Origin of the sequence: Georgenia sp. TF02-10, from assembly GCF_022759505.1 — a bacterium.
Lineage (GTDB): Bacteria > Actinomycetota > Actinomycetes > Actinomycetales > Actinomycetaceae > TF02-10.
In genome coordinates, this window is sequence record NZ_CP094289.1 from 2,557,697 (window position 1) to 2,583,963 (window position 26,267).

The window sequence follows — 26,267 nt, forward strand, 5'->3', positions numbered from 1 at the left end:
GCTTGCGTTTTAACCTCTACGCGGCCTTCTTGATGGCTGGGTGTCGGGTTCGTGGGCCGGTTCGGGTGCCGGGGGGTCGTCCGGGTCCGGGGGTGCGGGATTTCGGTGCCCTGGCCATGGGGGGTAGGTGGGGCTGGAGCTGGCGAAATCCTCGCCGGACCCGGGCCGGGGAGAGCTTGGGGCGTGGTCGGGGTCGTTCCCAGGGGCGGCGGCAGTCCTCGACGAGGGTGCGGGCCAGGCGGAGCTGGGTGTAGGCGGCGGTGATGATCCAGGTCCACCGGTCGGCCTGCTCGGGGGTGCGCAGCGAGGGCGCGGTCCAGCCCAGGGTGTTCTTGTAGAAGCGGAAGGTGTGCTCGATGTCGAAGCGGCGCAGGTAGGCCCGCCAGCAGACGTCCAGGTCGGTGCCGTGGGGGCCTGTGACCCACAGCCACAGGACCTTCTTGGTGCGGCTTGTGGGCTTGGGCAGGTGCTCGACGTCCACCCGCATGATCGTCCCGCGCACGATCGGGACGACGTCGCTGTCCTTCCAGGGGCCGCGGCGGCCGAGCTTGGGGTGCAGGTCGTGCCAGGCGTCCACCCGCACGGTGCCGTACCGGTCGTCGGTGGCGGTGATGCTGTGGTCGGGGGTGGGCCAGGAGGCGACCTCGCGCAGGGCGCGGCGGGCCCCGTGCCGGCGGGGCCGCCCGGCCCGCCCGGCCGGGGCCGGCTCGGGGTCGGCGTAGAACACCCGGTCGTCCCGGATCCGGACCACGATCCCGGCGCGGACCCCGGCCAGGGCGTGGGTCAGGCCGGGGGCGTCGTAGCCGGCGTCGAAGGCCACGACCGGGACCTGCTCGGTGGCCCCCAGCCGGGCGACCAGGCCGGTGACCTGGGCGGCGGTGACGGTGGTGGCATCGGCGGTGGGGTCCAGGCGGACCACGTCCACCGGCGCGGTCCAGGAGTCCTTGGCCCAGCTGAGCTGGACCAGGTGCTGGTAGGACCAGCCGGCCACGATGGGCTGCCCGGCGGAGTGGGTGGAGGCGGAGTAGTAGAACCCGCGCCCCGGGCTGGTCTCGGCATCGCACCGCGGCCAGGTCGTGGCGTCCATCGCGAAGACCAGCGGCCAGCCGCCGGGACGGTGGGCCGCGAGCAGGTCACGCACCGCGCCGGCGTCGACCCGCCCCCGGGCCAGGGCCTTGTACAGGCTGCCGTGCGAGCGGCGGAACACCGGCTCCAGGGACAGCGCCGGCACCGAGGTCACCGGGCCGGGCGTGCACAGCACCGCCTCGGTCAGCTCGAAGGCGGCGTCCGCCCAGCCGGTCCAGGCCTGGTAGAAGCCCTCCCGGAAACCGACCAGCCCGGCCCCGCCCGGGACGCTGAGCGATCTGTCGTCGTGGACCATGCTGCCTCCTTCGCCAGACAGTAGCCATACTGTCTGGCAGAGGATGGAGACCTCGTCCGACACGCCGGAGGAACCACGATGAACTCATCGACAGCCCAGGAGCTCGCTGCCCACCAAGACCGCTACCGCGAGCTCGCCGCCCGCATCGCCGACCTCGGCCTGATCAGCGCGGGCAGCATCACCCGCCGCTACACCAGGTGCGCCACCCCGGGCTGCCGCTGCCGGGCCGACCCGCCACAGATGCACGGGCCCTACTGGCAGTGGACCGCCAAGGTCGACGGCAAGACCGTCACCCGACGGCTCACCCCGACCGAGGCGGGCCTCTACCAGGAGTGGATCGACAACGACCGCCAGCTCCGCCACATCGTCGCCCAGATGCGCCAGGTAGCCGCCAAGGCCACCGCACTCATCCTCAACGACGCCAAGGACCAGCAGACCTCACAGGTTTAAACGCAAGCTGAGGCACGCGACCCGTTTCGCGAGCAACTTAGGTGAGTCTCGTCGTGCACGGCTGAGCGGGCGGGGATGCGCTAGAGTGTCCCCTCGGGTCGCCGCCCGGTCGGCGACGACCCAGCCACCGACCAACCACGAGGCATCCCCACGCCCCAGTCCCGGTCGCGGCACTGCCCTCTACGACCGATGACCGATCGCTCCGGCGAACGCACGAGAGAGTCCATACGTGGCGAACATCAAGTCCCAGAAGAAGCGCATCCTCACCAACGAGAAGGCGCGCCTGCGCAACAAGGCCGTGAAGTCCGAGCTGAAGACCTACGTCCGCCGGGTCCGCGAGGCGATCGCGGCCGGCGACCAGGAGTCCGCCGCCGACGCCATGAGGGCCGCCGGCCGCAAGCTGGACAAGGCCGCCAGCAAGGGTGTCATCCACGCCAACCAGGCCGCCAACCGCAAGGCCAAGCTGGCCCGCCAGGTCAGCTCGCTCTGACCCGCTGACCCCGCCGACGGCGCCGCACCTCCGGGTGCGGCGCCGTCGTCGTCTGTGCGCCCGTCATGGTGCCCGCGCCGCCGTTCGCCCGCCATGGTGCCCGCGCCGCCGTCGTCACCCCCGGCCGTGGGCGCCGGCCACCCGGAGCACGGCCCGCTCGACCGCGAACACCGGGTCCCGGCCCTGCCCCTTGACCTCCGCGTCGGCGGCGGCGACGGCGGTGATCGCGGCGGCCAGCCCCTCGGGCGTCCAGCCCGCCAGCTCCCGCCGGGCCCGGTCGACCTGCCAGGGGGCCAGGCCCAGGTCGGCCGCCGAGACCCCGGCCCGTCCGCGGGTGGCGGCGACCTTGGCCAGGGTCCGCAGCTTCATCGCCAGCGCGGCGACGACCGGGACCGGGCCGGTGCCGGTGGCGACGGCGTGGCGCAGCAGCACCAGCGCCGGGCCGCCCTGGCCGGCCACGGCGGCGTCGGCCACCTTGAAGCCGGTGGCCTCGACCCGGCCGCCGTGGTAGCGCTCGACCACCTCCGCGGTGACCGTCCCGGTGGTGTCGGTGAGCAGCTGGCTGGTCGCGGCGCCGAGCTCGCGCAGGTCCGCGCCGAGCGCCTCGACCAGGGCCTGGGCGGCGGCGGGCTCGATCCGGCGGTGGGCGCGGGCGAAGTCCGCCCGGACGAGGTCGACCTTGTCCGCCTCCCGCTTCAGCGGCTCGCAGGCGACCACCGGGTAGCTGCCGGCGGCGACGGCGTCGAGGAGCTTCTTGCCCCGGGTCCCGCCGCCGTGCCGCAGGAGCAGCCAGACGTCCTCGGCGACCGCATCGAGGTAGCGCAGGGCGTCGTCGAGGAAGGCCTCGGACATGGCCTCGGCGCCGTGGACCACCACGCACCGCCGCTCCCCGAACAGGGAGGGCGAGGCCAGCATCTCCAGCTGGCCGTGCTCGTACGTGGCCGCCTCCAGATGGCTGACCTCCACCTGCGGGTCGGCGGCGCGGGCCTGCGCGAGCAGCCGGTCGACCGCGCGGTCGGCGAGCAGGCCCTCGGTGCCGCGGACGAGGACGACGGGCGCGATCTCCACCTGGTCCCAGGTCAGCGCGGGCGCGGTCTTGCGGCGGGTCGGCGGCACGGGCCTAGCCTGCCACGGGCCGGGGACATGCCCGGGCGGTGCCGACGGCGCCCCCAGCCGTGCGTGGTAAGGGTGCCACCCGGTCGGCGCGCCGTCGCCCGGACGAGGGCGCCGGGCAGCGTGCGACGGTCGCCCAGCGCCCGCCGTGGTCCACCAGCGCCACCGGGCCGCAGGTGCTCGTCGGCAGCACCCGCCCGGTGCGGGCGTACAGGGCCAGCGCGGCCGGGGCGGGATGCCCGTAGTCGTTGTCCGTCCCCACGCCCACGACGGTCAGCCGGGGTGCCAGCAACCGGGCCAGGGCCGGGTCCTGCCGGGCCGAGCCGTGGTGGGCCATCACCGCCAGGTCCACCCCGGGCGTCGGCTCGGTGCGCAGCCGCTGCACCACGCCGGCCTGCCCGGCGAGCTCGACGTCGCCGAGCGCGAGGGCCCGCAGCCCCCCGGCGTCCAGCCGCAGCACCAGGGACAGGTCGTTGACCCCGTCCGGGCCGGCGAACAGCTCCGTCGCCCGCGCCGTCGGCCAGAGCACCTCCCAGGAGACGTCCCCGGCGCGGCCGGCCGCGCCCGCCGTCGCTGCGGCATGCGCCGCGGCCGGATCAGCAGCGTCCGGACTCCCGGCGTCCAGCCCCGCCGCGGCGCCCGCCGGCCCCGGGTCCGCCGCCACCGGCCGGTGCACCGGCACGCCGGCCGCGTCCAGCTGGGCCTGCACCGCGGCCACGGTCGCCGGCGGGTCCCGCCCCGGGCCGAGCAGCGCGGCGGCGACGCCGACGGCGCCCAGCACCTCCGGCAGGGCGCCGACGTGGTCGGCGTGGGCGTGGGTGAGCACGAGGAGGTCCACCCGGCGCACGCCGGCCGCGCGCAGGCAGGCGGCGGCGCCACCGCCGGCCGGGCCGACGTCGACCATCACCACGGCCGCCGGCCCGGACCGCAGCAGGAAGGCGGCGCCCTGGCCGACGTCGCACTGGATCGCGCGCCAGCCCGGCGGCGGCCACCCGTCCGGCAGCCGGGCGAGCAGCGCCGCCCGCGGCCCCGGCACCAGCACGAGCGCCGCGAGCACGGCGAGGGCCAGGAGCACCGGGCGGGCCCGGCGCAGGACCCGCGGGCCGAGCCGGCCGAGCACGACCAGGGCGGTCAGGCTGCCGGCGGCCAGCAGCACCAGGCCGGCGAGCCCCGGCGGCCAGGGCAGCTGCGCGGCCGGCAGCGCCGCGAAGGTCGTGGCCACCGTCGCGATCCAGGCCGTGCACCAGGACGCGGCGGTGACCAGCGCGTGCGCCGCGGCCGGCCACACCGGCGCGAGCACGGTCGCGGCCACGCCGAGCACCGTGGCGGGCGGGACGGCCGGGGCGGCCAGCACGTTGGCCGGCACCGCGTAGGTGGCCAGCGCCGGCGTGAGCAGCACGACGACGGGCCCGCAGGCCAGCTGCGCCGCGGTGGGGACGGCGACGGCGTAGGCGAGCCCGCGGGGCAGCACCTGCCCGAGCCGGGCGGCGAGCGGGCGGGCGAGGAGCACCAGCCCGGCGGTAGCGAGCACGGAGAGGGCGAAGCCATAGGAGCGGGCCAGCCACGGGTCCGCCAGGAGCAGCGCGACGACGCCGGCGGCGAGGGCGGGCAGGGCCCGGCTCGGCCGGCCGACCAGGAGGGCGAGCAGGACGACGGCGCCCATGGTGGCCGAGCGCAGCACGCTGGCCTCGGGGCGCACGAGCAGCACGAACGCGACGAGCGCGGCGCAGCCGGCGCCGGCGCGCCACCGCCGGGGCAGCCAGGACAGCGCCCCGAGGACCGCCCCGAGCACGATGGCCACGTGCGCCCCGCTGACCGCGGTGAGGTGGGTGAGGGAGGTGGCCCGCATCGCGTCACGCAGGTCGGCCGGGAGGGCGCGGTCGTCGCCGACGGCGATGCCCGGGACGAGGCCCTGGGCCTGCGGGGCGAGGTCGGCGGTGGCCGCGCGCAGGGCGTCGCGCAGCCCGCCGACGACCCGGAGCAGCGGGCCGGGCGGACGGCGGACCTCGGGCGGCTGGTCGGTGCTGAGCAGGGCCATCACCGGGTCCCCCGGCGCGGTGGCGGCCGGCGTGCCGCGCACCCGGACCTCCGCGCCGAGGGGCACCGACGCCCATGCGGACGGCCCGAGGACCACCACCGGCGCGCGGGCCGCTCCGTGCTGCCCCCGGCCGGCCACGGCGATGACGTCGAGCCGGATCCGGAACCGGCCGCCGTCGTGCCACTCCCGCGGGGAGCCGACCGGCTGCGGCTCGGCGGCGACCCGGCCGGTGACGGTGGTGCTGGCGCCCCGGCCGACGAGCTCGGGCAGCAGGCCGCGCTCCCGGGCGTCGAGGCGGGCGGCGGTGACCGCCAGCACCGCGGCGACCACGACGAGGCCGAGCAGCACCCCGGCGGCCGGCGGGGCTTGCGCCCGGGCCCGGTGGCGGGCGACCCTCGGCCGGGCCCGCCGGTGCACCAGGAGCAGGACCGCTGGCGCGACGGCGAGGGCCCCGGCGGCGGCCGCCGCCCGGGCGACGACGGAGGCCGGCTGGCCCAGCGCGAGCCCGACGGCGGCCCAGGCCAGCACGGCCGGCGGGACCAGGCGCAGGTCGAGCGCGCGCGGCACCGGCCGCGGTCCCGCGGGCTGCGGCGCCTGCCGCGGCGCCGCGGGCGCGCGCACCGGACCTGGAACGTCGCGTGCGTGCACCGGCCGTGGGACCGGCGCATCTGGCGGTGCTGACCCGAGCTCCGGCGCACCTGACCGCTCCGGCCCCGTCGTCATACCGTCACCAGGTCGGCGAGCCGGGCCATCGTGGCCGGGCCGATGCCGGCGACCTCGTCGAGGTCGGCGACCGAGGTGAACGGGCCGTTGAGCTCGCGCCAGTCGAGGATCCGGCCGGCGAGGGCCGGACCGATCCCGGGCAGGGTGTCGAGCTCCTCGGCGGTGGCGGTGTTGAGGTTGACCAGCCCGGCGGGCGCGCCGGTCCCGCCGCCAGCGCCCGTCCCGGCGCCGGTCTCGCCGGTCCCCGCGCCCGGGTCGCCGCCGGCGCCCGGCTGGCCGGCGGCCGGTGGAGCTCCAGCCGGCGGGGGCCCGGCGACCGCCGGCGGGCTCTCCCCCACCCGCGGGACGTACACCTGCTCCCCGTCTGCCACCGGCCGGGCCAGGTTGACGGCGGCGAGCTCGGCCTCCGCGGTCGCCCCGCCCGCCGCGGCCACCGCGTCGGCCACCCGGGCGCCGCCGGACAGCTCGACGACGCCGGGGGCCAGCACCGCACCGTGCCACGTGGACGACGACGGGCGCGGCCGGGCCAGCCGCGGTGGGGCCGGTCGGGCCGTCCGCCGGCCCGCGCGTCGCGCCGTTCCCAGCGGCGCCCGACGCGCCCGGCTGGTCGGTGCCCGCCGGCCCCGCGCCGCCGGGGGCCGTCCCGTCCGCAGCGCCGGCCGTCGCCGTCGGCGCGGGCGTGCCGGCGGCTGCCGGCTTCCCCGCCGGGAGCGGTTCCGGGGCCGGCGGGCGGCCGGCCCACACCCACCACACCAGGGCCGCGGCCAGCACCGCGAGCACGATGGCGGTGGCCAGGACCGCCGGCACCGACGGTGCCCACCGGCGCCGGGACGGCGCCGCCGGCGGTTCGGGGTCCAGCTCGAGGTGGCCGGCCGTGGCGGTATAGGCGGCGCGGGTGAGCGCCCGCAGGCGGTCCGGCCGGGCGGCACGTCGGCTGGTCACCCGCGCACGCTAGGCAGCCCGGCCCTCCCACCGTGGCCCGCCGCCGCGCCGGTGTGGAAGCCGCGGCGTCGGCGCGACGTGTGGACGGAGCCGACCGGACCGGGCGCGCCCGGCGTCGGTCAGCCGCGCCGGTAGACGATGTCGGTGACGAGCTGGCGGGTCTGGCCGGGCTCGACCGGGACGATGTCGGCGCAGTCGGCCCGGTTGAACGCGTCGGCCATGGTCTGGCAGGGCTCGACGGCGACGGCGGCCCGGCGGCGCCGCACGAGGGGGTCGCCGGTGAAGACGTGCACGACCCGGGCCTGGTCGGGCTCCTGCTCGAGGGTGAGGGTGGCGCCCGTCGCCGGCGAGCGCAGCACGGAGGTGACCACGCCGTCGTCGTCCGGCACCAGGTCGGTGAAGGCCTGGTCCAGGACCAGGCCGGCGAGCCGGAGCCGGACCGGCGCGCTCACGCCGGCGTAGGCCTGCTCGCCGGGCAGCGGGATCAGGTGGGCGTCGGTCAGCACGCGGGCCCGGGCGGGGACGGTGAGCTCGAGGTCGTCGATCGTGTCGTGGCCGGGCATACGGAGGTAGGGGTGCCAGCCGAGGGTCACCGGCGCCGGGCCGTCGCCGGTGTTGGTCGCGGTGATCTCCAGCCCGAGCCGGGACTCGCCGGCCGCGCCCACGCCGAGGGAGTAGGCCGCGGTGACGGTGACCGAGAACGGGTAGCCCGGGTTCAGGTCGGGCGGCACGACGGCGGTGAGCCGCAGCACGCCGTCGGCGGCCGGGGACCGGCGCCAGCGCAGGCCGGTGACCAGCCCGTGGAGCGCCTCGCGGGTGCCGTCGGCCGCGACGCCGAGGTCGTGGCTGACGCCGGCGAAGGTGTACCGGGCGCCGGCGATCCGGTTGGACCACGGCGCCAGCACGCTGCCGCGGTACCCGTCGAGCTCGGTGAGCTCGGCCGCCGTCGGGTAGCCGTCGAGGAGGTCGGCCCTGCCGGCACCGTCCGGGACCTGCCAGGCCAGGGCGGTGGCGCCGCGCTCGGCGACGACGAGCCGGGCGCCGGCCGGGTTGGTGAGGACCCAGGTGGGTTCCCCGTCCAGGTCACCGCGCTCGATGGTGGTCGGGCCGAGGTGGGTGGTGCTGCTCACGGTCTCTCCTTGTCGCTGGCCGGCCTCCCAGCGTCGCCGATCGGCGTGCCGGGCGCACCCGCGTCCCACCCTGCGGCCGGAACGGACGAGCGGCATCGGCAGGATGGGTGAGGTCGGAGGGGTCAGCCGAGCCCGGGCGGCGCGGTGAGGCAGCCGTGCGTCCTGGCCGGCGCGGTGAGGCAGCCGTGCGTCCTGGCCGGCGAGCTGAGGCAGCCGTGCGTCCTGTGTAGTCGTTGAAGCGCTTTCCCGCGCCAGGGAAAGCGCTTCAACGACTACACAGGATGGACGTCGCTCTGTGGCAGTGAGCCTGCGCGCCGACGTCGAACGTGTCGCCGAGCCGGGAGTGCCTCCACGGCTCGCGACCGGGGCGCCACCGCGATTCCTCGGTCCGCGACTGGCTCGACCCGCACCCGGGGACCGCCGCGGCCCGGGCCGCGACCACCCCTCAGGCCGGGACGACGTTCACCAGCCGGGGCGCCCGGACGATCACCCGGCGCACGTCCTTCCCGGCCAGCGCCCGCTGCACCCCGGCGGTGGCCACGGCGAGCCTGCCGAGCTCCTCCTCGCCGATCCCGGGCGGGACCTCCAGCCGGTCCCGCACCTTGCCGGCCACCTGGACCACGCAGGTCACCGTCTCCGTCACGAGCAGGGCCGGGTCCGCCGTCGGGAAGGGCTCCCGGGCCAGGGAGGTGGGGTGGCCGAGCCGGCTCCACAGCTCCTCGGCGATGTGCGGGGCGACCGGGGCCACCATCAGCACGAGGGGCTCGATCGCCTCCCGCGGCACCCGGGCCAGCCCGGTCAGGTGGTTGTTCAGCACGATCATCCGGGCGATGGCGGTGTTGACCCGCATCGCCGACATCTCCGTCTCGACGTCGGCGACCGTGCGGGCCACCAGCCGGCGGGTCTCCAGGTCGGCCGGCTCGTCCACCACCGTGGTCGCCCCGGTGGTCTCGTCGACGACGTTGCGCCACAGCCGCTGCAGGAACCGCTGGGCGCCGACGACGGCGCGGGTGTCCCAGGGCCGGGAGTCGTCCAGCGGGCCCATGGACATCTCGTACACCCGGAAGGTGTCCGCGCCGTAGGCGTCGTACATCTCGTCCGGGGTGACGATGTTCTTCAGGGACTTGCCCATCTTCCCGTACTCGCGGAACACCTCCTGGCCCCGCCAGGTGTACCGCGGCTCCCCGCCGTCGGCCGCCGGCACCTCCTCGACCTCGTCCGCCGGCACGTACTGCCCGCGGGCGTCGGCGTAGGCGTAGGCCTGGATGTAACCCTGGTTGAACAGCCGGTGGAAGGGCTCCGAGCTGGAGACGTGGCCCAGGTCGTGGAGCACCTTGTGCCAGAACCGGGCGTAGAGCAGGTGCAGCACGGCGTGCTCGACGCCGCCGACGTACAGGTCCGCCCCACCGGAGACGTTGGCCGGCACGGGCGTGCCGTCGGGGGCGGTGGAGGCCGGCCGGGGCCCCATCCAGTACGCCTCGTTGGCCGGGTCGACCAGGGCGGCGTCGTTGTGCGGGTCCAGGTAGCGCAGCTCATACCAGGACGACCCGGCCCAGTTGGGCATGGTGTTGGTGTCCCGGTGGTAGGTCCGCGGGCCCTCCCCCAGGTCCAGCTCGACCTCGACCCACTCCGGCACCCGGCCCAGCGGGGGCTCCGGGGAGGAGGTGGCGTCCTCGGGGTCGAAGGTCCGCGGGGAGTAGTCCGGCACCTCCGGCAGGTCCACCGGCAGGTCGGCCTCGGGCACGGCGTGCGGGCGCCCGTCGGCGTCGTAGACGATCGGGAAGGGCTCGCCCCAGTACCGCTGGCGGGAGAAGAGCCAGTCCCGCAGCCGGTAGGTGGTGGCGCCGCGCCCGGCCCCGGTGGCCTCCAGCCAGGCGATCATCCGGGCCTTGGCCGCCGCGACGTCCAGCCCGTCCAGGCTCACCCCGGGGCCGGCGGAGTTGATGACCGTCCCGTCGCCGGTGTACGCACCGCCGGCGAAGCCCGCGGGCGGCTGGACCGTGTAGACCACCGGCAGCTCGTACTTGGTGGCGAAGGCGAAGTCACGCTCGTCCCCGCCGGGGACGGCCATGATCGCACCGGTGCCGTAGCCGGCCAGGACGTAGTCGGCGACGAACACCGGCACTTCCGCCCCGGTCGCCGGGTTGGTCGCGTAGATCCCGGTGAACACGCCGGTCTTGGTGCGCTCGGCGTCCTGCCGCTCGGCGTCGGTCTTGGCCGCGGCGGCCCGCTGGTAGGAGCGCACCGCCTCGGCCGGGGTGGCCGCGCCCCCGGTCCACGCCGCCTTGGTGCCCGCGGGCCAGCGGGCCGGGACGGCGCCAGTGCCGGGGCCGCCGTCGGCGGCGTGGTCGGAACCGGAACCGGAACCGGGGCCGTGGTCGCCGTCGGCGGCGCCGGCGACCAGCGGGTGCTCCGGCGCGAGCACCATGAACGTCGCCCCGAACAGGGTGTCCGGCCGGGTGGTGAACACGGTCAGCGGCTCCGCCACGCCGTCGACGGTGAAGTCCACGTACGCGCCGGTGGACCGGCCGATCCAGTTCCGCTGCATCGAGCGGACCTTCTCCGGCCAGTCGATGGTGTCCAGGTCCGCGTCCAGCCGGTCGGCGTAGGCGGTGATCCGCAGCATCCACTGGCGCAGGTTGCGCTGGAAGACCGGGAAGTTGCCCCGCTCGGACCGCCCCTCGGCGGTGACCTCCTCGTTGGCCAGCACGGTGCCCAGCCCGGGGCACCAGTTCACCGGCGCCTCGGAGATGTAGGCCAGCCGGAAGGAGTCCACGACGTCGGCCCGTTCCCCGGGGGTCAGGTCCGCCCAGGGCCGCCCGTCCGGGGTGGGGCGGGTGCCGGCGGCCAGCTGCGCCTGAAGCTCGCCGATCGGGCGGGCGGCGCCGCGGCCGCCGTCGGGCCGCACCGCGTCGGCGTCGTAGTAGGAGCCGAAGATCTGCAGGAAGATCCACTGGGTCCACCGCACGAACCCGGGGTCGGTGGTGGCGAAGGTGCGGCGGGAGTCGTGGGCCAGGCCCAGCCGGAGCAGCTGGCGGCGCATGTTGACGATGTTCGCCTCGGTGGTGGCCCGCGGGTGCTGCCCGGTCTGCACCGCGTACTGCTCGGCGGGCAGGCCGAAGGCGTCGTAGCCCAGCGCATGCAGGACGTTCTTGCCCTTCATCCGCTGGTACCGGCCGACCACGTCGGTGGCGATGTAGCCCAGCGGGTGACCCACGTGCAGGCCCTTGCCGGAGGGGTAGGGGAACATGTCCAGCAGGTAGTACTTCTCCGCCGGCACCTCCCCCGGGCCGGCGAGGTCGCCGGTGGGGTTGTCGGCGTGGAAGGTGCCCAGCCGCTCCCAGGTCTCCTGCCACTTCTGCTCGATCTGGCCGGCGAGCGCCGCGGTGTAGCGGTGCGCGGTCTCCTCGGCGGTGGTGGTCGTGGCGGCGTCGTGGGTGGTCATCGCTCGTCCCTCGTGGTGGCTCCGGACATGAGAAAACCTCCCGGGCAGGGAGGTGGGCCGCGCTGGTGCGGCGCCGGTCGGGCGCCCGCTGGTGTCAGCGCGGCCGGGTAAGGAGGAGCACCACGGCAGTCATGATGGGCAAGGGTAGCGCAGGTGGCGGGTGGGCGGGCGGGACGTTCCCGACGGCGGGGCCCGGGCGGGTGCACGGCGACCGGCCGCCGTCGGCATGGGACGACGGCGGGTGCCGGGCGTGTGCACCGTTTGCGGCCGGCCAGCGCCGCCGCGGGACGACGGCGGGTTCCGGATGGGTGCACCTCCGGCGGCCGGCCGCTGTCGCCGTTGCACGACGGCGACGCGCGGGTCGTCCCGTCACGGCCGCACCCGCACCACCTCCGGGGTGATCTCCGCGACCGACGCCAGGCCCGCCAGCGCCATCGTGAGGTCGAACTCGGCGAGGACGTGCCGGACGACGTCGCGGGCACCGGTCCAGCCGCGCAGGGCGAGCCCGTACGCGTAGGGCCGGCCCAGCCCGACCGCGCGGGCGCCCAGCGCCAGCGCCTTGAGCACGTCCGCGCCGCCACGGATGCCGCCCTCGAAGAGCACCGGGACCTCCGGCGCGGCGGCGGCGACGTCGGGCAGGGCGTCCAGCGCGGCGAGCTCGCCGTCGATCTGCCGGCCGCCGTGGTTGGACACGACGATCCCGTCGATGCCGAGGTCCTGGGCGCGGCGGGCGTCGTCGGGATGCATGACGCCCTTGAGGATGACCGGCATCGTGGTCAGCTCGCGGAGCGTGGCGAGGTCCGCCCAGGCGAGGGTGGGGCGGGCGAAGACGTCGAGGAAGGTCTGCACGGCGGCGCGGGGCCGCGGCGAGCGGAGGTTGTCCAGGGTTCGGCCGGGGTAGGCGCGCGCCATGCTCAGCAGGGTCGCGAGCGCCCCGGGACCGGGCCGGACGGCGGGGCCGCCCGGCGTCCCGGCCCGGAGGCGGTCGCGGACGAGCTGGCCGAAGACCGGGTCGGAGGTGTACTGGGCCATGCCGAGCCCGTGGGCGAAGGGCAGGAAGCCGAGGTCGAGGTCGCGCGGCCGCCAGCCCAGCAGGTGGGTGTCCAGGGTGACGGCGATGGCCGAGTAGCCCGCCGCCTCGGCGCGCCGGACCAGGGACGCGACCAGGTCGTCGTTGCTGCTCCAATACAGCTGGTACCAGCGCGGGTGGTCCCCCATCGTCGCGGCGATCTCCTCCATCGTGCGCGAGGCCTGGGTGGAGACCATCATCGGCACGCCGGTGGCCTGCGCCGCCCGGGCGACGCCGACGTCGGCCTCGCGGTGGGCCAGCTCCAGCACTCCCAGGGGCGCAAGGTAGAGCGGGGCGTTCATGGCGGCGCCGAAGAGGCTGGTGCTGGTATCCCGGGCGCCGACGTCGACCAGCCGCCGGGGCACGATCTTCACCCGGTCCAGGGCCTGCCGGTTGGCGCGGGCGGTGGACTCCATGCCGGCCGAGCCGGCCATGTAGGAGTAGGCGCGGGGGCTGAGCCGACGGCGGGCGGCGGCCGCCAGGCGGTCCGGGGCAACCGGCACGGCCGGCCGGCGTCCCATCGCCCCGTTGAGGTAGATGAGGGACTGCACCCAGCGCCCCACCCCGCTGGCCGGCTGGGCTAGCGGGTCCGTGGCGGTCTGCCCGCGGAGGTTCTCAGCCCCGGCGGGGGCCGTGTCCCCGGTGCCCACGGAGGCCTGGCCCTGGGCCGGCCGCCCGGTGCTCGACGTCGTCATCGCGCTGCTCCCCTTGCTCGACGGCGGTCCCGTACCGCCGCGGGCCGGCCGACCGCCGCGCGCCCGCGCCGCCAGAACTGCCGCCGACCCTACCGGCGGCCCGTGCGGCCGCACCCGCGCGTCGGGGCACCGGGCTCGGCAGGCGCGCCCACCTCGCCCGACCTAGGGTGAAGGAAACGCCACCACGTCGCCCCGGACCGGGGCCGGAAGGAGCACAACCATGCCCGAACCCATCGTGGAGACCAGCCTCCAGGAGGCCCTCGTCGACCTGCTCGACCTCTCCCTCCAGGGCAAGCAGGCCCACTGGAACATCCACGGACCGTTCTTCCGTTCGCTGCACCTCCAGCTCGACGACATCGTCTCCCTCGTGCGGTCGGCCTCCGACGACGTCGCCGAGCGGCTGGTGGCCGTGGGCGGCACCCCGGACGGCCGGGCCAGCACGGTCTCGGACACCTCCGGCATCGGGCAGATCGACGGCGGCCGGCTGCCCACCGACAAGGTGATCCGGATGTTCGAGGAGAAGCTCCAGGGCGCGGCCGACCGCATCAAGGGCCACCTCGACGAGCTGGACGAGGTCGATCACCAGAGCACCGACCTGCTGACCTCCATCGCGACCGGCCTGGAGAAGCAGGCCTGGATGCTGCGCGCCAGCGCCGAGGACGCCTGAGCATCCCCGCCACCCGCTGTCCTCGCAATCAGGGCCCCCGGCCACCGGCCGGGGGCCCTGGCCCGGTGTGGCCGCCGGCGCCGGGAGGTCCGGTGCCGAGACCACCTCGACCTCGCCACCTCGCCATGGCCGGCATCCTCGGCTGAAGCCGGTCAGCGACGCCAGAGACGGGATGCCGCCGCTCCCGACGGAACGCCACCGGTGCCGCGGCCGTGAACTGGCGCATGGGGCTGCAGGCGGAACCCGCACTCGCCGGAGCGCTCCATAGAGGATCCTTTAGCTATAGCGGCCATAAGACAAGAACTGATTCCTGACCCGCACCCGCCGAGACCTGCGAACGACTACGGCACACCGCCCGTGCGCTGACATCTGGGAAATGTTTGCGGGTGTGTCGCGGCGCGCCTCCCCAGGATTGGACGTCTGATTACTACTATTGGTGCATGACGTTGATCGAGCTGGACGGTACCGAGTGGTCCATCCTGATGAAGTACAAGGAGCAAGCGCCGTACAAGCTGATGCGGCTCAAGGCAGAAGCGCTGATGCTGCTGCACGAGAACGTCGACATCGGCACGGTCGCCAGGTTTGTCGACCGCAGGCCTTCGACGGTACGGGCCTGGGTGAGGGACTGGCAGAAGATGCGTCTGGCGTCGGTGCACACCGGTCACGCCGAGAACCTGAACGCCTCCAAGCTCACCGCCGACCAGCGCGCCCAGGTAGCCCAGATCCTGGCCTCCCCACCCTCGGAGCAGGGACTGCCCGCGCAGTTCTGGGACGTACCGAACCTGGCGTCCTGGCTGCACAACCACTTCGAGGTGGTCTACGAGTCCGACAGCTCCTACCACTTCCTCCTGCACATGGCCGGGATGACCTTCCACAAGCCCGAAGCGGTGGACAAGCGACGCGGCGACGAGGCCACCATCGCCAAGCGGATGGCCGAGATCCACCAGGAGATCGCCCCGCACCTGGCCGACCCGGACACCATCGTGGTGGCCGCGGACGAGGTCCGCATCGAGCACGAGGCCATCCTGCGCCGGGCCTGGCAGATGGCCGGAACCACCACCCGCATCGAGGTCGACCGCCAGCGCCAGGCCCAGAGCTACATCGGGTTCCTCCACCAGGACGACGGGAAGGTGGACCTGCGGCGCCTGGACTGGCAGAACAGCGACACCATCATCGAGGCCCTCACCGCGTTCACGGCCGCCCACCCGAAGAAGAAGATCGTGATCGTGTGGGACAACGCCGCCTGGCACCGCTCCAAAGCCCTGCGGGCCCACCTCGGACCAGGCAATCTCCTCGAACGCATCCACCTGATCCACATGCCGCCCTACGCACCCGACCACAACCCGATCGAGCACGTCTGGGGCGAAGCAAAAACCAGCATAAGCAACATCCAGCGCGCCACCTTCGACCAGACCAGGACCGCGTTCGAAGGCTTCATCCGCGGCAACAAGTTCCCCTACCGCCTGGAGTGAGCTTTTGATCTATCCGGGCTATATAGACTACAAATCCGTGGAACCGAACGGAGAACGATGAACGCCCTACAGCGCCCCGCCCTGATCGCCATCGACGTACAGAGCGGCTTCGACGACCGCGCCTACTGGGGACCGCGGGACAACCCAGCCTGCGAGGACAACATCGCCGCGCTGCTCGCACTCTGGCGCGACCGTTCCTGGCCGGTCGTGTTCGTGCGCCACGACTCCATAAACCCGCAATCAACGCTCGCGGTGGGAACGCCCGGCAATGACTTCAAGGACGTCATCACCGGCGATCCTGACCTGCTTGTCAGCAAGACCGTCAACTCGAGCTTCCACGGGACGCCGGACCTACACGCCTGGCTCCAGGAGGAAGGTCTTGAGCATGTCGTCATCTGCGGGATCACGACCAACCACTGCTGCGAGACCACCGCCCGAGTCGCTGGGAATCTCGGCTACGACACCTACTTTGTCATCGACGCCACGCACACCTTCGACCGCCAGGCGCTCGACGGGTCCATCATCCCAGCCGCGATGATTTCCGATATGACAGCTGCGAACCTTCACGGAGAGTTCGCCACTGTGACCACCACGGAAGCCCTGAGCGAAGCCCACCAGGGATAAGAGATCGACGAGCCGCGACACGCCTACGGCCGGCCGTGTGCCGCCACGTCGATGCGCACCATGGTGCTGGCAACCCAGCGAAGAGAAGCCGTGGAGTCGCGAGAGCACTGGTGTCAGTCGATCAGCGAGCTCGAGCTTGGGACGATGGACGGACGGGCCGGCCGAGGTGGACGTGAAACCACGGTGGCGGCGGACGCCGGCGAGTCCCGGCGGGATAGGGCCGGAACCAACCGCTTGCCGCCCTGCTCGGGGCGCGGCGGGCGACGAAGGTCGGCCCGATGGACGGCCCCGCGGATCACCAGGCCGGAGGGTCCGTGCTCACGTCCTCGCCCCTGAGCGCCTCAGCGTCCGCGCGGAACCGGGCCAACCAGCGTTCGTGATCCAGCAGCCGTAGCGCGCGGCGCAGCGTGTCCGAGGTGCTCTCGCCGGACAGCGCGGCCTCGCGCAGGATGCGTTCGTCGTCCGGCGTCGGGCGGAAACCTATCGAGGCAGGCATGCCACCCATCTTGCCGCGCGTCGACAAGTGTTGAACAGGCAACCTGCCCAGTACAACCGGCAAGGTCTCGACTGGGCCTGGCGGCAGGCCCGCATCAAGGTGGCCCCACGGCGCGCTGCCTGACCGCAGCGCCGCTCGGCCCGCCGATCTGGAACTGGTGCCAGGATGGCGCGATGAGCACCGTGTTCACCCAGATCATCGAGGGCGCGATCCCCGGCCGGTTCGTGTGGGCGGACGAGACGTGCGTCGTCTTCGGCACCATCGCGCCGATCACCGACGGGCACATGCTGGTCGTGCCCCGGGCCGAGATCCCCGAGTACACCGCCGCCGACGACGCCACGATCGCCCACCTCGCCGTCGTCGCCAAGACGGTGGGCCAGGCCCAGCAGGCGGCCTACGACGCGCCGCGCGCCGCCGTCCTCGTCGCCGGCTTCGAAATCGCGCACCTGCACCTGCACGTGCTGCCGGCGTGGGACGAGGCGTCCCTGCGGTTCGACAAAGTCCGGCAGGACGTGCCGGGCGCCGAGCTCGACGCCGCCGCCGAGACGGTCCGCCAGGCGCTGCGCGACGCCGGTCACGGCGAGCACGTCCCGCTCCGGCTCGGCTCCCCCGCGCTGGGCTGAGCCCGACCAGCACGGTCGGGCAGCGGGGCGGGTCAGGCCGGCAGAACCAGCTCAGGCCGGCAGGACCAGGTCAGGCCGGCAGGACCGGGTCAGGACACCAGGACCGGGTCAGGACAGCAGGAGCAGCCACTGGTCCCAGAAGACCAGGGCGACGGCGAGCAGCACCACGGCGTACCAGACCGCCACGATGACCCACCGGTCGGCCACCAGGGCCCGGCGCAGCCAGTCGGGGGCCGGGACGTGGCCGGCCTGGACGGCACGGGCCCAGACGTGGACGACCACCGGGATCGTCACCACCCACACCACCAGGCAGTAGGGGCACAGCCCCCGGATGGTGAAGAACGCGTGGTACTGGAAGAACAGCAGCGCCACGACGGCGAGCGAGACCCCCGCCACCAGGGCCCGCCAGAACCAGCGCGCTACCCGCGCCCCGGCCAGCAGCATCATCCCGACCGTCAGCAGCGCGGCGAAGGCGGCCGTCCCGACGACGGCGTTCGGGATCCCCAGCGCGTGCGCCTGCCAGGTCGTGATGAACGTCCCGCAGCCGACGAGCGGGTTGATGTCGCACGCGAGGACGGCGTCCGGGTCGGCGGCGACGGCCAGCTCGGACAGGACGAGCTCGACGGCGGCCAGCAGCCCCAGCGCGCCGGCGACGGTGAGCAGCCAGGCCAGCTCGCGCGGCGCGCCCCCCGCGCGCTGGTGCGCGCTCGGGCGGGTGCGGTCGAGCGCGGCGAGCTCGCGCTCCAGGTCGAGGTCCTCGTCGTCGACGTCGACGTCCCGCGCGCCGTCATTGACGTCTGGAGAGGCGTCAACGCCTGAACGGGCGTCCTGGACGTCGCGCACGCCGCCGAGCCTCCGGCCATCCTCCGCGGCACCCGGAGCGCCCTCGGGACCGCCCGCCGGACCGCCGGCCCGCGGCGTCTCGGTGCTGCTCACATGACCTCCCAGGGCTCGTGGCGCACCATTATGACCAGGGGCGCCCGCAGCAGCGCCGCGCGGTCGTCCCCGCCGCGGGGCGGCGACACAGGCGGACGAGGTCGTGGCCGGCCGTCGGGCGGCAAACGCGGCCGGGCAGCGAGGCACCCTCCCCGGGCCAGACGTTCCGCTGGCGACCCTCGCCCGCCGGGCTGCGACCACCAGGAGCAGGAGGTCTGCCGCCGCTGCCGGCGAGCCCAGAGCGCCACCTCCGGCCAGCGAGCCGCGGCATCAGTCCCATCGGCGCACACCCGTCAACGTCCGTTGACAGCGCGGACGTGTCACCCTATGTTGACGCCTGGGAGGTGTGGATCACATGGAGGGGAAGACGATGAGTCAGCTGGTGGCAGCGGCGGACGACGAGGACCCGCTGCGGGCGCTGGCGGCGACGGCCCAGCTCCAGAGGGAGACGGCCCGGGTGGAGGCGGTGGCGGTGCGCCGGGCGCGTGCCCGGGGGGCGTCCTGGGCGCAGATCGCCACGGCGCTCGGGGTGAGCCGGCAGGCCGTCCACCGCAAGTACGGCGGGTCGAGGTTCACCCGTGGCTGACGGTCGCGGGGCACCCGCCGCTGACGGTCACGGGGCACCCGCGGCTGACGGGCGAGAGCCACCGGTGCCCGGGACGGCGCGGCCCGGCCACGAGGCTGCTCCCGCAGCGGCACCGCCACCGGCGCAGGCGCATGCACCAGAACCCGCACCGGAACCCCCGCCGGCGCCGCTGCGCGGCCTGCTGGTGTACCTGTCGGAGCACCGCAGGGTGCTGGCCGTCGTGCTGGCCCTGTCGGTCCTGGGGGCGGGCCTGGCCCTGGCCCAGCCGCTGATGGTCAACCGGGTCATCGAGTCGGTCGGGACCGGTGAGCCGCTGGGACGCGTGGTCGGCCTCCTGGTCGCGCTCGTCCTGGCCGCCGAGGTCGTCAGCGCGGCCCAGCAGTTCCTGCTCGAGCGCACCGCCGAGGGGGTCGTCCTGTCCGCGCGCACCGGGCTCCTCACCCACCTGCTGCGGCTCCCGGTGCGGGTCTACGACCACCGCCGGGCCGGCGACCTCGTCTCCCGGGTCGTGTCGGACACCACCATGGTCCGCGCCGCGCTGACCGGCGGCCTGGTCGACGCCCTCGGCAGCAGCCTGGTCTTCGCCGGCTCGCTCGTCGCGATGCTGCTGCTCGACCCGGTGCTGCTGGCGCTGACGCTCGGCGTCGTGGCGGTGGCCGCGCTGAGCGTCGTGCTGGCCTCCGCCCGGATCCAGTCCCTGACCCAGGAGGCCCAGGGCGCCGTCGGCCGCCTCGGCGCGGGGCTCGACCGGGCCGTCTCCGCCATCCGCACCATCCGGGCCAGCGGGGCCACCGAGCGCGAGACCGCCCGGCTGGCGGAGGAGGCCGAGGCCGCGTACGGCTACGGCGTCCGCCTGGCGCGCGTCGGCGCGGTGCTGTGGCCCGTCAGCGGGCTCGCCATCCAGGGGTCCTTCCTGGCCGTGCTCGGCGTCGGCGGCTACCGCGTGGCGGCCGGCGTCACCACGGTCGCCGACCTGGTGACCTTCGTGCTCTTCCTGTTCATGATGGTCATGCCGCTGGGCCAGCTCTTCGCCGCGGTCGTCAGCGTGCGGACCGCGCTGGGCGCCGTCGCCCGGATCCGCGAGATCCTCGACCTGCCGCTCGAGGACAGCGAGGACCTCCCGGCCGACGGCGGCCGGACCGTACCGATGTCCCGTGAGGGAGGCCCGCGGCCGGCCGACGGCGACGGTGCCGTCCCGGCGCCGCGGACCGGTGACGCCGTCGAGAACGGGCACACGTGCCGAGCCGTGCCGGAGCACCCGCCGGCCGGCCCGAGTGGGACGGAGCTCGTGCTCGAGCACGTGTCCTTCGCCTACCGGCCCGGGCACCCCGTGCTGACCGACGTCAGCCTCGCCGTGCCCCGCGGGTCCACCACCGCGATCGTCGGGCCCTCCGGGGGTGGCAAGTCGACGCTGCTTGCCCTCGTCGAGCGCTTCTACGACCCGGACCGCGGGGTCGTCCGGCTGGACGGCGCCGACCTGCGCAGCATCCCCCGCCCGGTGCTGCGCGGCCGGGTCGGCTACGTCGAGCAGGACGCGCCGGTGCTGGCCGGCACCATCCGCGAGAACCTCGTCCTCGCCGCCCCCGACGCCGACGACGTCCGCTGCCGGGAGGTGCTCGCCGCGGTCAACCTCCTGGAGCGGGTCACCGACCACCCGGACGGCCTGGACGCCACGGTGGGCGATGACGGCGCGGGGCTGTCCGGCGGCGAGCGCCAGCGCCTGGCGATCGCTCGCGCCCTGCTCGCCGAAACCCCGCTGCTGCTGCTCGACGAGCCCACCGCCAGCCTGGACTCCCGCAACGAGCAGGCCCTGCACGACGCCATCCGCTCGGCCGCCGTCGGCCGCACGGTGCTGATCGTCGCCCACCGCCTGGCCACCGTGGCCGGGGCCGACCAGATCGCGGTCCTGGACCGCGGCCGGCTGACGGGCACCGGGACGCACGAGGAGCTGCTGGGCACGAGCGACCTCTACCGGGAGCTCGCCCGCCACCAGCTGCTGGTCTAGCTAGGGGTGGTCCCGGGGGTGGTCCCAACCGGGGTCTGGCCGCGTCGAGCACGGTGGGGCCAAGGGCCTGGCCGGGCCGGAGGTCGGCCGGCCCGCGCAGTCTCAGGCGCCCTGCGCCTGCTCCTTGGCCCACTCCGCGACCCGGCGGGCGCTCTCCTCCTCGGAGAGGTCCTCCACCCGGGTCATGACCGACCAGCGCACGCCGAACGGGTCCCGGATGCTGGCGAACCGGTCCCCGGAGACGAACGTGCTCAGCGGCTCGCGGACGGTGGCGCCGGCCGCCTCCGCCCGGGCGACGACCGCGTCGGCGTCGCTGCAGTACAGGCCCAGGGAGTAGCAATCGTCCTCCCCGGCGGGCGGCGGCACGAGGTTGTAGTCCGGCGACGGCTCGCCGAGCTGGAGCTGGCCGTCGCCGAAGTCCAGGACGGCGTGGACGACGACGCCGCCCATCTCGGTGACGTCGACGACGCGGGCGCCGAAGACCTCGCGGTAGAACGCGATCGCCTCGTGCGCCCGCGGCACGGCGATGAACGGTGCCAGACTCGTGACGCCGTGCGGGACGCCGTGCGTGGTGTGCTGGCCGTGGGCGGCTCGGATCAGGTTCGTGGTGTGCTCGCTCATGACTTGGACGCTAGGGGCGGGCCAGGCCCGGCGGCTTGGAGATTCGCGACAGCACCCGGGCGGTGCGGACGTCGCCGCGGGACCTGCAGGTTTCGCGACAGGTCACCAGGGGAGGACAGGGAGGGCGGCGGCGTGACCGACTCGCGTGGCGAGCTCTACCCCGCCGGCGCGCCCACCGTGCACCGGCTGCCGGCACCGGCGTCCGTCGCCGCGCTGGTGCGGTGGTTCTGGATCCCGGAGTGGGACGTCCCCGCCGGCCGGGTCTCCCGCCAGGAGCTCATCGCCTACCCGGCCTGCAACCTCGTCGTCGAGCCCGAGGTGGTCGGCCTCGCCGGCCCGACCACCCGACGGTCCTTCCGCGACCTGACCGGACGGGGGTGGGCCGTCGGCGCCCTGCTCCGACCGGCGGCGGTCCCCCACCTGGTCGCGGACCCGGCGGCGCTCCGCGACCGCTACGAGCCCGTGCATCTGCCAGGGCTGCACGCCGGCGTCGTGGCGGCGATGGCCGGCGACGGCGGGGGCGGCGTGCGCCGGGAGAGCGAGGGCGACGTCCGGCGGGCCCGTGCCGTCGCGGCGTTCGCGGCCTGGCTGGCCGTGCACCTGCCGGCGCCCGGGGAGGAGGCCCTGATCGCGAACGCGATGGCCGACCTGATCGACGGTGACCCGACGGTGCGGCTGGTGACCGACGTCGCCGCGGGCCTGGGGACGTCGCCGCGGACGCTGCAGCGCCTCGCCCGGCGGTACGTCGGGCTGCCGCCGGCCGCGATGATCCGGCGGCGCCGGCTGCAGGAGGCCGCCCAGCGGCTGCGCACCGACCCCGAGACGGACATCGCGGCGGTGGCCGCCGACCTCGGGTACGCCGACCACGCCCACCTCGCCGGCGACTTCCGGACCGTGCTCGGGCTCACGCCGAGCGCCTACCGCGGCGCCGCCGCCGGTCTACAGCGTCCGTCGCCCGACAGGGACCTGCCCGCCCCGGCCGGAGGGTAGGCACCGGCCACGAGTAGGCATCGACCACGGCTAGGCACCGGCCACGACGGCCGGCACCCCGATGAACCGACGGCCCGCCCCGCCCGCCAAGGCCAGCTGACACCCCTACGCACCGGGCTCCCCCGTCCCGGCACCCCCCGGCGCCGGCTCGTCTGCAGCGGCCGCGTCGCCGTCGGCGGCCGGCGCGGGGAACGGCGTCCACGCGCCGACGTTGACGCCGGCGCCGGTGTCGACGACGACCCACCGGTAGTCCAGCGCGGCCCCTGAGCCCGGGTCCAGCCGCACCACCGTGACCTCCGCCGGCGCGCTGAGCGGGCCGAGCGTCGCACCGCCCCCGGCCGCGCCGCCGGAGGAGGTGCTCACGTAGAGCACGCCGGCGCCGCTCGGCTCGGGCCCCACCGTGCGGTGCCAGTGCCCGGAGATCTGCAGCGGCGCGCACCCCCGCTCCAGGGTGGCGGTCCCCGCGCGCGGGTTGTGCACGAGCAGCAGGTCCACCGGGTCGCCGTCGTCCGCCGCGGTGCAAGCGGTGCCCGCCAGCCGCTCGCCCATCTCGCTGACCGTCTCTGTCCGCTCCTGCCGGGTGCCGGCCCCGACGGCGGTGAGGGTGGGGTCGGTGTCGCCGAGCACGCGCACGCCGGCGACGTCGACCGGCTCCCCCGCCAGCACCGTCCACCCGGCGCGGCGCTCCTGGTCCGCGGTGGTGACCGAGTCGTGGTTGCCGGTGGAGACCACCACGGGCAGGTCCGCCGGCAGCGCCCCGGCGAAGGCGTCCACGCAGTAGGACTCCGCCGACGTCCCGCTCATGACGGTGTCGCCGCCGTCGAGGACCGCGTCCGCGCCGGTCTGCTCCACGACGGCGGCGATCACCGAGGCCATGCCGATGTTGCAGTGCAGGTCCGAGACGACCACGAGGGTGACCGGGTCCGTCACGACGCCCGGACTGGCGTCCTCCGCGGTCACGGCACCCGGGGTCGCACCCTCCCCCGCACCGTCGGCATCCTCCGCCGCACCGTCGGCGCCCGGATCGGCGCCCTCCGCCGCACCGTCGGCGCCCGGGCCGTCGTCCGCCGCACCGCCGTCCGCGGCCGCCGCGGCGCGCGCGTCGTCGTCCGGACCGGCGGCGCCGTCGCCCGGGGTGACGGCGGGCGGGTCGTCCAGGGTGTCATCCGCGGCGAAGCCGGCGGCCACCCCGTCGGCGGCCGCGGCGTAGAAGTCCTCGTTCTGCTGGTAGGCATCCTTGACCACCTGGCCGTAGGTGGCGACGACGTCGGCCAGCCGGCCGGTGATCCGCGCCCCCTCCAGCGGGGTGCCGTCCAGCACCGCCGGGCTGTACCCGCTGGCCCGCGGCTGCTCCAGCGCCGGGACCACGGCCGCGGCGCCGGCGGCGAGCACCACCGCGGAGCCCAGGGCGGCGACGCCGGGCCGGCGCAGGGCCCCCTTGAGCTCCTCCCGCAGCCGCCCACGGGAGGCCAGCCGCCCGGTGGCCAGCAGCACGAGCATCACCGACCAGGCGACGGCGGTGCGGCCGAGGGCGTCGCTGACCAGGCCGTGGGCGGCGTCGGCCACGGCCGCCTGGGGCTGGCCGAAGAGCTGGCCGTAGGCGTCGAGGTCGGCGAGCAGGCCGGGCAGCGGGCTGTCGCTCGCGGCGAGGTCGCTGGGGATCTCGTGGACCACGACGGCGACCCCGAGCGGCCCGGGCAGCGGGGAGTCCAGCATGACCGCCCCGAGCGGGCCGACGTCGAGGGTGACCTGCCGGTCGAGGGTCACGGCGTAGCTGGCGGTGTGCGGGCCGAGCGAGGACTGGGTGGTCGCCGTGGAGATCCCGAAGCCGGTGGCGGCGAGACCGGTGACGAGCACCGCGACGCCGGTGCGCAGGACGCGCCGGGTGGTCGGCGTCTGGCGGTGCCACCACCGCCAGCGCCGTCGCGGGGCGGCCGCCGGGTCCATGGCTCCCATCCTTCCCCAGGCCGGCACGTGCCGGCCGGCACGTGCCGGCCGGCCAGGGCCCGGCCTGTGGGACCGGGCCCGTAGCGCCGCGCGCCGGTCGCCCGAGCGTGAGAGGTTTGGCGTACCGGCCGGGGCGGGTCCGCCGCGCCGGCCAGGCAGCGCACCGGTGGCCCCGAGCACCAGGAGGACAGCGCATGGGCAAGGACGTCGCGGCACGGCGGTACACCCGCGCCGACCACACCCACTACCGGGCAGCCGTCCAGCGGTGCCTGGACGCGCTGGAACGGATGCTCGACTCCGGCGCGTTCGTGGAGGACGAGTGGCGCACGGGCCTGGAGATCGAGCTCAACCTCGTGCAGGAGGACCTTTCCCCGGCGATGAGCAACGCCGAGGTGCTCGCGCACATCGACGACCTGCGCTACCAGACCGAGATCGGCCGCTTCAACATCGAGCTCAACGTCGAGCCGCGCCGGATCGACGGTCAGTCCCTGATCCAGCTCGAGTCGGTGCTGCGCCGCAACCTCAACCAGGCCCGGGACCGGGCGGGCGACCTGGGCGCCGGGATCGTCGCCGTCGGCATCCTGCCCACGCTGCCCCGCCCCGAGCCGGGCGAGTCCTGGTTCTCCGACAACCCCCGGTACCACCTGCTCGACGAGGCGATCCTCGCCGCCCGGCGGGAGGACGTCACGCTGGACATCCCCGGCCCCGAGCGGCTGCAGATGACGACGAACACGATCGCCGTCGAGGCCGCCTGCACCTCGGTCCAGCTGCACCTGCAGGTCCGGCCCGGCAGCTTCGCCCGGTACTGGAACGCGGCGCAGGTCCTCGCCGGGCCCCAGCTCGCCCTCGGGGCCAACTCCCCGTACCTCTTCGGGCACCGGCTGATGGCCGAGACCCGCACCGAGCTGTTCCTCCAGGCGACCGACTTCCGGCCGCCGGAGCTGCGCAACCAGGGCGTGCGCCCGCTCGTGCCGTTCGGGGACCGGTGGATCAACTCCATCTTCGACCTCTTCGAGGAGAACGTCCGGTACTACCCCGCGCTGCTGCCCGAGGTCAGCGACGAGGACCCGCTCGCCGTGCTCGACGCCGGCGGCACGCCGTCGCTGGCCGAGCTGCGCCTGCACAACGGGACCATCTACCGATGGAACCGGCCGGTCTACGACGTCACCGACGGCCAGCCGCACCTGCGGGTGGAGAACCGGGTGCTGCCGTCGGGCCCCACCGTGGTGGACGTGGTGGCCAACGCCGCATTCTTCTACGGCGCCGCGGTGGAGATGGTGGTGGACGAGCGGCCGCTGTGGTCCCGGATGAGCTTCGAGGCGGCGCGAGAGAACTTCCACGCCGGCGCCCGCAACGGCGCCGAGGCGCGGCTGTACTGGCCCGGCGAGGGGCACATCGACTGGGACGAGCTCGTGCTGCGCACGCTGCTGCCGATGGCTCAGCGCGGCCTGGAGCGCCTGGGCGTGGCCAGCGAGGCCCAGGACCGGTACCTCGGGGTGGTGGAGTCCCGCGCCAAGCTGCGCCGGAACGGGGCCAGCTGGCAGGTCGCCGCGACGGAGGCGTTCGAGGCGCGCGGGATGGACCGCCCGGCGGCGCTGCGGGCGATGCTGCGGGAGTACATCGGGCACATGCACGCCAACGAGCCGGTGCACACCTGGCCGGTCCCCTGACGGGACCGGCACCGGCCCGGCTCACGAGACCGACGGCGCCGCGGCTCGCGCGACGGGTTGCCCATGTGCTCGGCAGGCCTTGGCCGCGGACGCATCCTGTTGACGCCTTCTCGCCTTCTCGCCTCGGCGCCCCCCGATCCTTCCTGGGACGGAT

General features: G+C 75.2%; 21 protein-coding genes. 10 read left to right on the top strand and 11 right to left on the bottom strand.

Going from position 1 to position 26,267, the window contains the following annotated elements; genetic code table 11:
- Positions 1–16: 16 nt before the first annotated feature.
- Positions 17–1,381: an NF041680 family putative transposase gene (locus MF406_RS11570; protein ID WP_242893081.1), complete on the bottom strand. Its 1,365-nt coding sequence runs from the start codon at positions 1,379–1,381 to the stop codon at positions 17–19.
- Positions 1,382–1,459: 78 nt separating this feature from the next.
- On the opposite strand from MF406_RS11570, the gene MF406_RS11575 reads away from it, so the two are divergent.
- Together MF406_RS11575 and rpsT are read left to right on the top strand one after the other, a co-directional pair.
- Positions 1,460–1,831 carry a DUF6788 family protein gene (locus MF406_RS11575; protein WP_242893078.1) on the top strand — a complete coding sequence of 124 codons (372 nt, stop codon included), beginning with the start codon at positions 1,460–1,462 and terminating at the stop codon, positions 1,829–1,831.
- Between the two features lie 229 nt (positions 1,832–2,060).
- A complete protein-coding gene (rpsT, locus tag MF406_RS11580) occupies positions 2,061–2,321 on the top strand; it encodes a 30S ribosomal protein S20 (RefSeq protein WP_242893623.1) in 261 nt (86 codons plus the stop codon).
- Positions 2,322–2,435: 114 nt separating this feature from the next.
- On the opposite strand, the gene holA is transcribed toward rpsT, so the two are convergent.
- From holA to MF406_RS11610, 6 genes are all read right to left on the bottom strand, one after another.
- A complete protein-coding gene (holA, locus tag MF406_RS11585; RefSeq protein ID WP_242893626.1) occupies positions 2,436–3,437 on the bottom strand; it encodes a DNA polymerase III subunit delta in 1,002 nt (333 codons plus the stop codon).
- A 4-nt stretch (positions 3,438–3,441) separates the two neighbouring features.
- Entirely contained in the window at positions 3,442–6,039 is a 2,598-nt protein-coding gene (locus tag MF406_RS11590; RefSeq protein ID WP_242893629.1) for a ComEC/Rec2 family competence protein, read from the bottom strand.
- A gap of 152 nt (positions 6,040–6,191) precedes the next feature.
- Positions 6,192–6,683, bottom strand: a complete 492-nt coding sequence (locus MF406_RS11595; protein ID WP_242893644.1) for a helix-hairpin-helix domain-containing protein — start codon at positions 6,681–6,683, stop codon at positions 6,192–6,194.
- A 573-nt stretch (positions 6,684–7,256) separates the two neighbouring features.
- Entirely contained in the window at positions 7,257–8,267 is a 1,011-nt protein-coding gene (locus MF406_RS11600) for an aldose 1-epimerase (protein ID WP_242893647.1), read from the bottom strand.
- Between the two features lie 445 nt (positions 8,268–8,712).
- Positions 8,713–11,712: a leucine--tRNA ligase gene (locus tag MF406_RS11605; RefSeq protein WP_242893650.1), complete on the bottom strand. Its 3,000-nt coding sequence runs from the start codon at positions 11,710–11,712 to the stop codon at positions 8,713–8,715.
- 369 nt (positions 11,713–12,081) lie between these two features.
- A complete protein-coding gene (locus tag MF406_RS11610) occupies positions 12,082–13,476 on the bottom strand; it encodes an alpha-hydroxy-acid oxidizing protein (protein ID WP_371744475.1) in 1,395 nt (464 codons plus the stop codon).
- Positions 13,477–13,696: 220 nt separating this feature from the next.
- Here MF406_RS11610 and MF406_RS11615 point away from each other — a divergent pair, with 220 nt between their 5' ends.
- The 3 genes from MF406_RS11615 to MF406_RS11625 all read left to right on the top strand — a co-directional run bounded on the left by MF406_RS11615 (position 13,697) and on the right by MF406_RS11625 (position 16,239).
- Entirely contained in the window at positions 13,697–14,143 is a 447-nt protein-coding gene (locus MF406_RS11615) for a Dps family protein (protein WP_242893653.1), read from the top strand.
- A gap of 440 nt (positions 14,144–14,583) precedes the next feature.
- Positions 14,584–15,615, top strand: a complete 1,032-nt coding sequence (locus MF406_RS11620; RefSeq protein WP_242892207.1) for an IS630 family transposase — start codon at positions 14,584–14,586, stop codon at positions 15,613–15,615.
- 57 nt (positions 15,616–15,672) lie between these two features.
- Complete coding sequence (locus tag MF406_RS11625; RefSeq protein WP_242893656.1) at positions 15,673–16,239, top strand: cysteine hydrolase family protein; 567 nt, start codon at positions 15,673–15,675, stop codon at positions 16,237–16,239.
- A 295-nt stretch (positions 16,240–16,534) separates the two neighbouring features.
- Here the strand turns inward: MF406_RS11625 and MF406_RS11630 are convergent, their stop codons facing one another.
- Positions 16,535–16,735 carry a hypothetical protein gene (locus tag MF406_RS11630; RefSeq protein ID WP_242893659.1) on the bottom strand — a complete coding sequence of 67 codons (201 nt, stop codon included), beginning with the start codon at positions 16,733–16,735 and terminating at the stop codon, positions 16,535–16,537.
- Between the two features lie 173 nt (positions 16,736–16,908).
- Here MF406_RS11630 and MF406_RS11635 point away from each other — a divergent pair, with 173 nt between their 5' ends.
- On the top strand, positions 16,909–17,358 hold the full coding sequence (locus MF406_RS11635; RefSeq protein WP_242893662.1) for an HIT family protein: 450 nt from the start codon (positions 16,909–16,911) through the stop codon (positions 17,356–17,358).
- 108 nt (positions 17,359–17,466) lie between these two features.
- Here MF406_RS11635 and MF406_RS11640 read toward each other — a convergent pair whose 3' ends face one another.
- A complete protein-coding gene (locus tag MF406_RS11640; RefSeq protein WP_242893663.1) occupies positions 17,467–18,201 on the bottom strand; it encodes a vitamin K epoxide reductase family protein in 735 nt (244 codons plus the stop codon).
- Between the two features lie 463 nt (positions 18,202–18,664).
- Here MF406_RS11640 and MF406_RS11645 point away from each other — a divergent pair, with 463 nt between their 5' ends.
- Positions 18,665–18,880 (top strand): helix-turn-helix domain-containing protein, encoded by a 216-nt coding sequence (locus MF406_RS11645; RefSeq protein ID WP_242893666.1) that lies wholly within the window; start codon positions 18,665–18,667, stop codon positions 18,878–18,880.
- A gap of 64 nt (positions 18,881–18,944) precedes the next feature.
- Positions 18,945–20,885, top strand: a complete 1,941-nt coding sequence (locus tag MF406_RS11650; RefSeq protein WP_371744476.1) for an ABC transporter ATP-binding protein — start codon at positions 18,945–18,947, stop codon at positions 20,883–20,885.
- 102 nt (positions 20,886–20,987) lie between these two features.
- Here MF406_RS11650 and MF406_RS11655 read toward each other — a convergent pair whose 3' ends face one another.
- Entirely contained in the window at positions 20,988–21,506 is a 519-nt protein-coding gene (locus MF406_RS11655) for a glyoxalase/bleomycin resistance/extradiol dioxygenase family protein (protein WP_242893670.1), read from the bottom strand.
- A gap of 132 nt (positions 21,507–21,638) precedes the next feature.
- On the opposite strand from MF406_RS11655, the gene MF406_RS11660 reads away from it, so the two are divergent.
- Positions 21,639–22,496 (top strand): helix-turn-helix domain-containing protein, encoded by an 858-nt coding sequence (locus tag MF406_RS11660; RefSeq protein ID WP_242893672.1) that lies wholly within the window; start codon positions 21,639–21,641, stop codon positions 22,494–22,496.
- A 105-nt stretch (positions 22,497–22,601) separates the two neighbouring features.
- On the opposite strand, the gene MF406_RS11665 is transcribed toward MF406_RS11660, so the two are convergent.
- On the bottom strand, positions 22,602–24,443 hold the full coding sequence (locus MF406_RS11665; RefSeq protein WP_242893675.1) for a metallophosphoesterase: 1,842 nt from the start codon (positions 24,441–24,443) through the stop codon (positions 22,602–22,604).
- 194 nt (positions 24,444–24,637) lie between these two features.
- Between MF406_RS11665 and MF406_RS11670 the strand changes: the two genes are divergently transcribed.
- A complete protein-coding gene (locus MF406_RS11670) occupies positions 24,638–26,113 on the top strand; it encodes a glutamate-cysteine ligase family protein (RefSeq protein ID WP_242893690.1) in 1,476 nt (491 codons plus the stop codon).
- The last annotated feature ends 154 nt before the right edge of the window (positions 26,114–26,267 follow it).

Bases quoted from the DNA above. Each gene is read 5' to 3' on its own strand.
- MF406_RS11570 (WP_242893081.1), bottom strand. From the start codon at position 1,381: ATGGTCCACGACGACAGATCGCTCAGCGTCCCGGGCGGGGCCGGGCTG.
- MF406_RS11575 (WP_242893078.1), top strand. From the start codon at position 1,460: ATGAACTCATCGACAGCCCAGGAGCTCGCTGCCCACCAAGACCGCTAC.
- MF406_RS11605 (WP_242893650.1), bottom strand. From the start codon at position 11,712: ATGACCACCCACGACGCCGCCACGACCACCACCGCCGAGGAGACCGCG.
- MF406_RS11610 (WP_371744475.1), bottom strand. From the start codon at position 13,476: ATGACGACGTCGAGCACCGGGCGGCCGGCCCAGGGCCAGGCCTCCGTG.
- MF406_RS11615 (WP_242893653.1), top strand. From the start codon at position 13,697: ATGCCCGAACCCATCGTGGAGACCAGCCTCCAGGAGGCCCTCGTCGAC.
- MF406_RS11620 (WP_242892207.1), top strand. From the start codon at position 14,584: ATGACGTTGATCGAGCTGGACGGTACCGAGTGGTCCATCCTGATGAAG.
- MF406_RS11625 (WP_242893656.1), top strand. From the start codon at position 15,673: ATGAACGCCCTACAGCGCCCCGCCCTGATCGCCATCGACGTACAGAGC.
- MF406_RS11630 (WP_242893659.1), bottom strand. From the start codon at position 16,735: ATGCCTGCCTCGATAGGTTTCCGCCCGACGCCGGACGACGAACGCATC.
- MF406_RS11635 (WP_242893662.1), top strand. From the start codon at position 16,909: ATGAGCACCGTGTTCACCCAGATCATCGAGGGCGCGATCCCCGGCCGG.
- MF406_RS11645 (WP_242893666.1), top strand. From the start codon at position 18,665: ATGAGTCAGCTGGTGGCAGCGGCGGACGACGAGGACCCGCTGCGGGCG.
- MF406_RS11655 (WP_242893670.1), bottom strand. From the start codon at position 21,506: ATGAGCGAGCACACCACGAACCTGATCCGAGCCGCCCACGGCCAGCAC.
- MF406_RS11665 (WP_242893675.1), bottom strand. From the start codon at position 24,443: ATGGACCCGGCGGCCGCCCCGCGACGGCGCTGGCGGTGGTGGCACCGC.
- MF406_RS11670 (WP_242893690.1), top strand. From the start codon at position 24,638: ATGGGCAAGGACGTCGCGGCACGGCGGTACACCCGCGCCGACCACACC.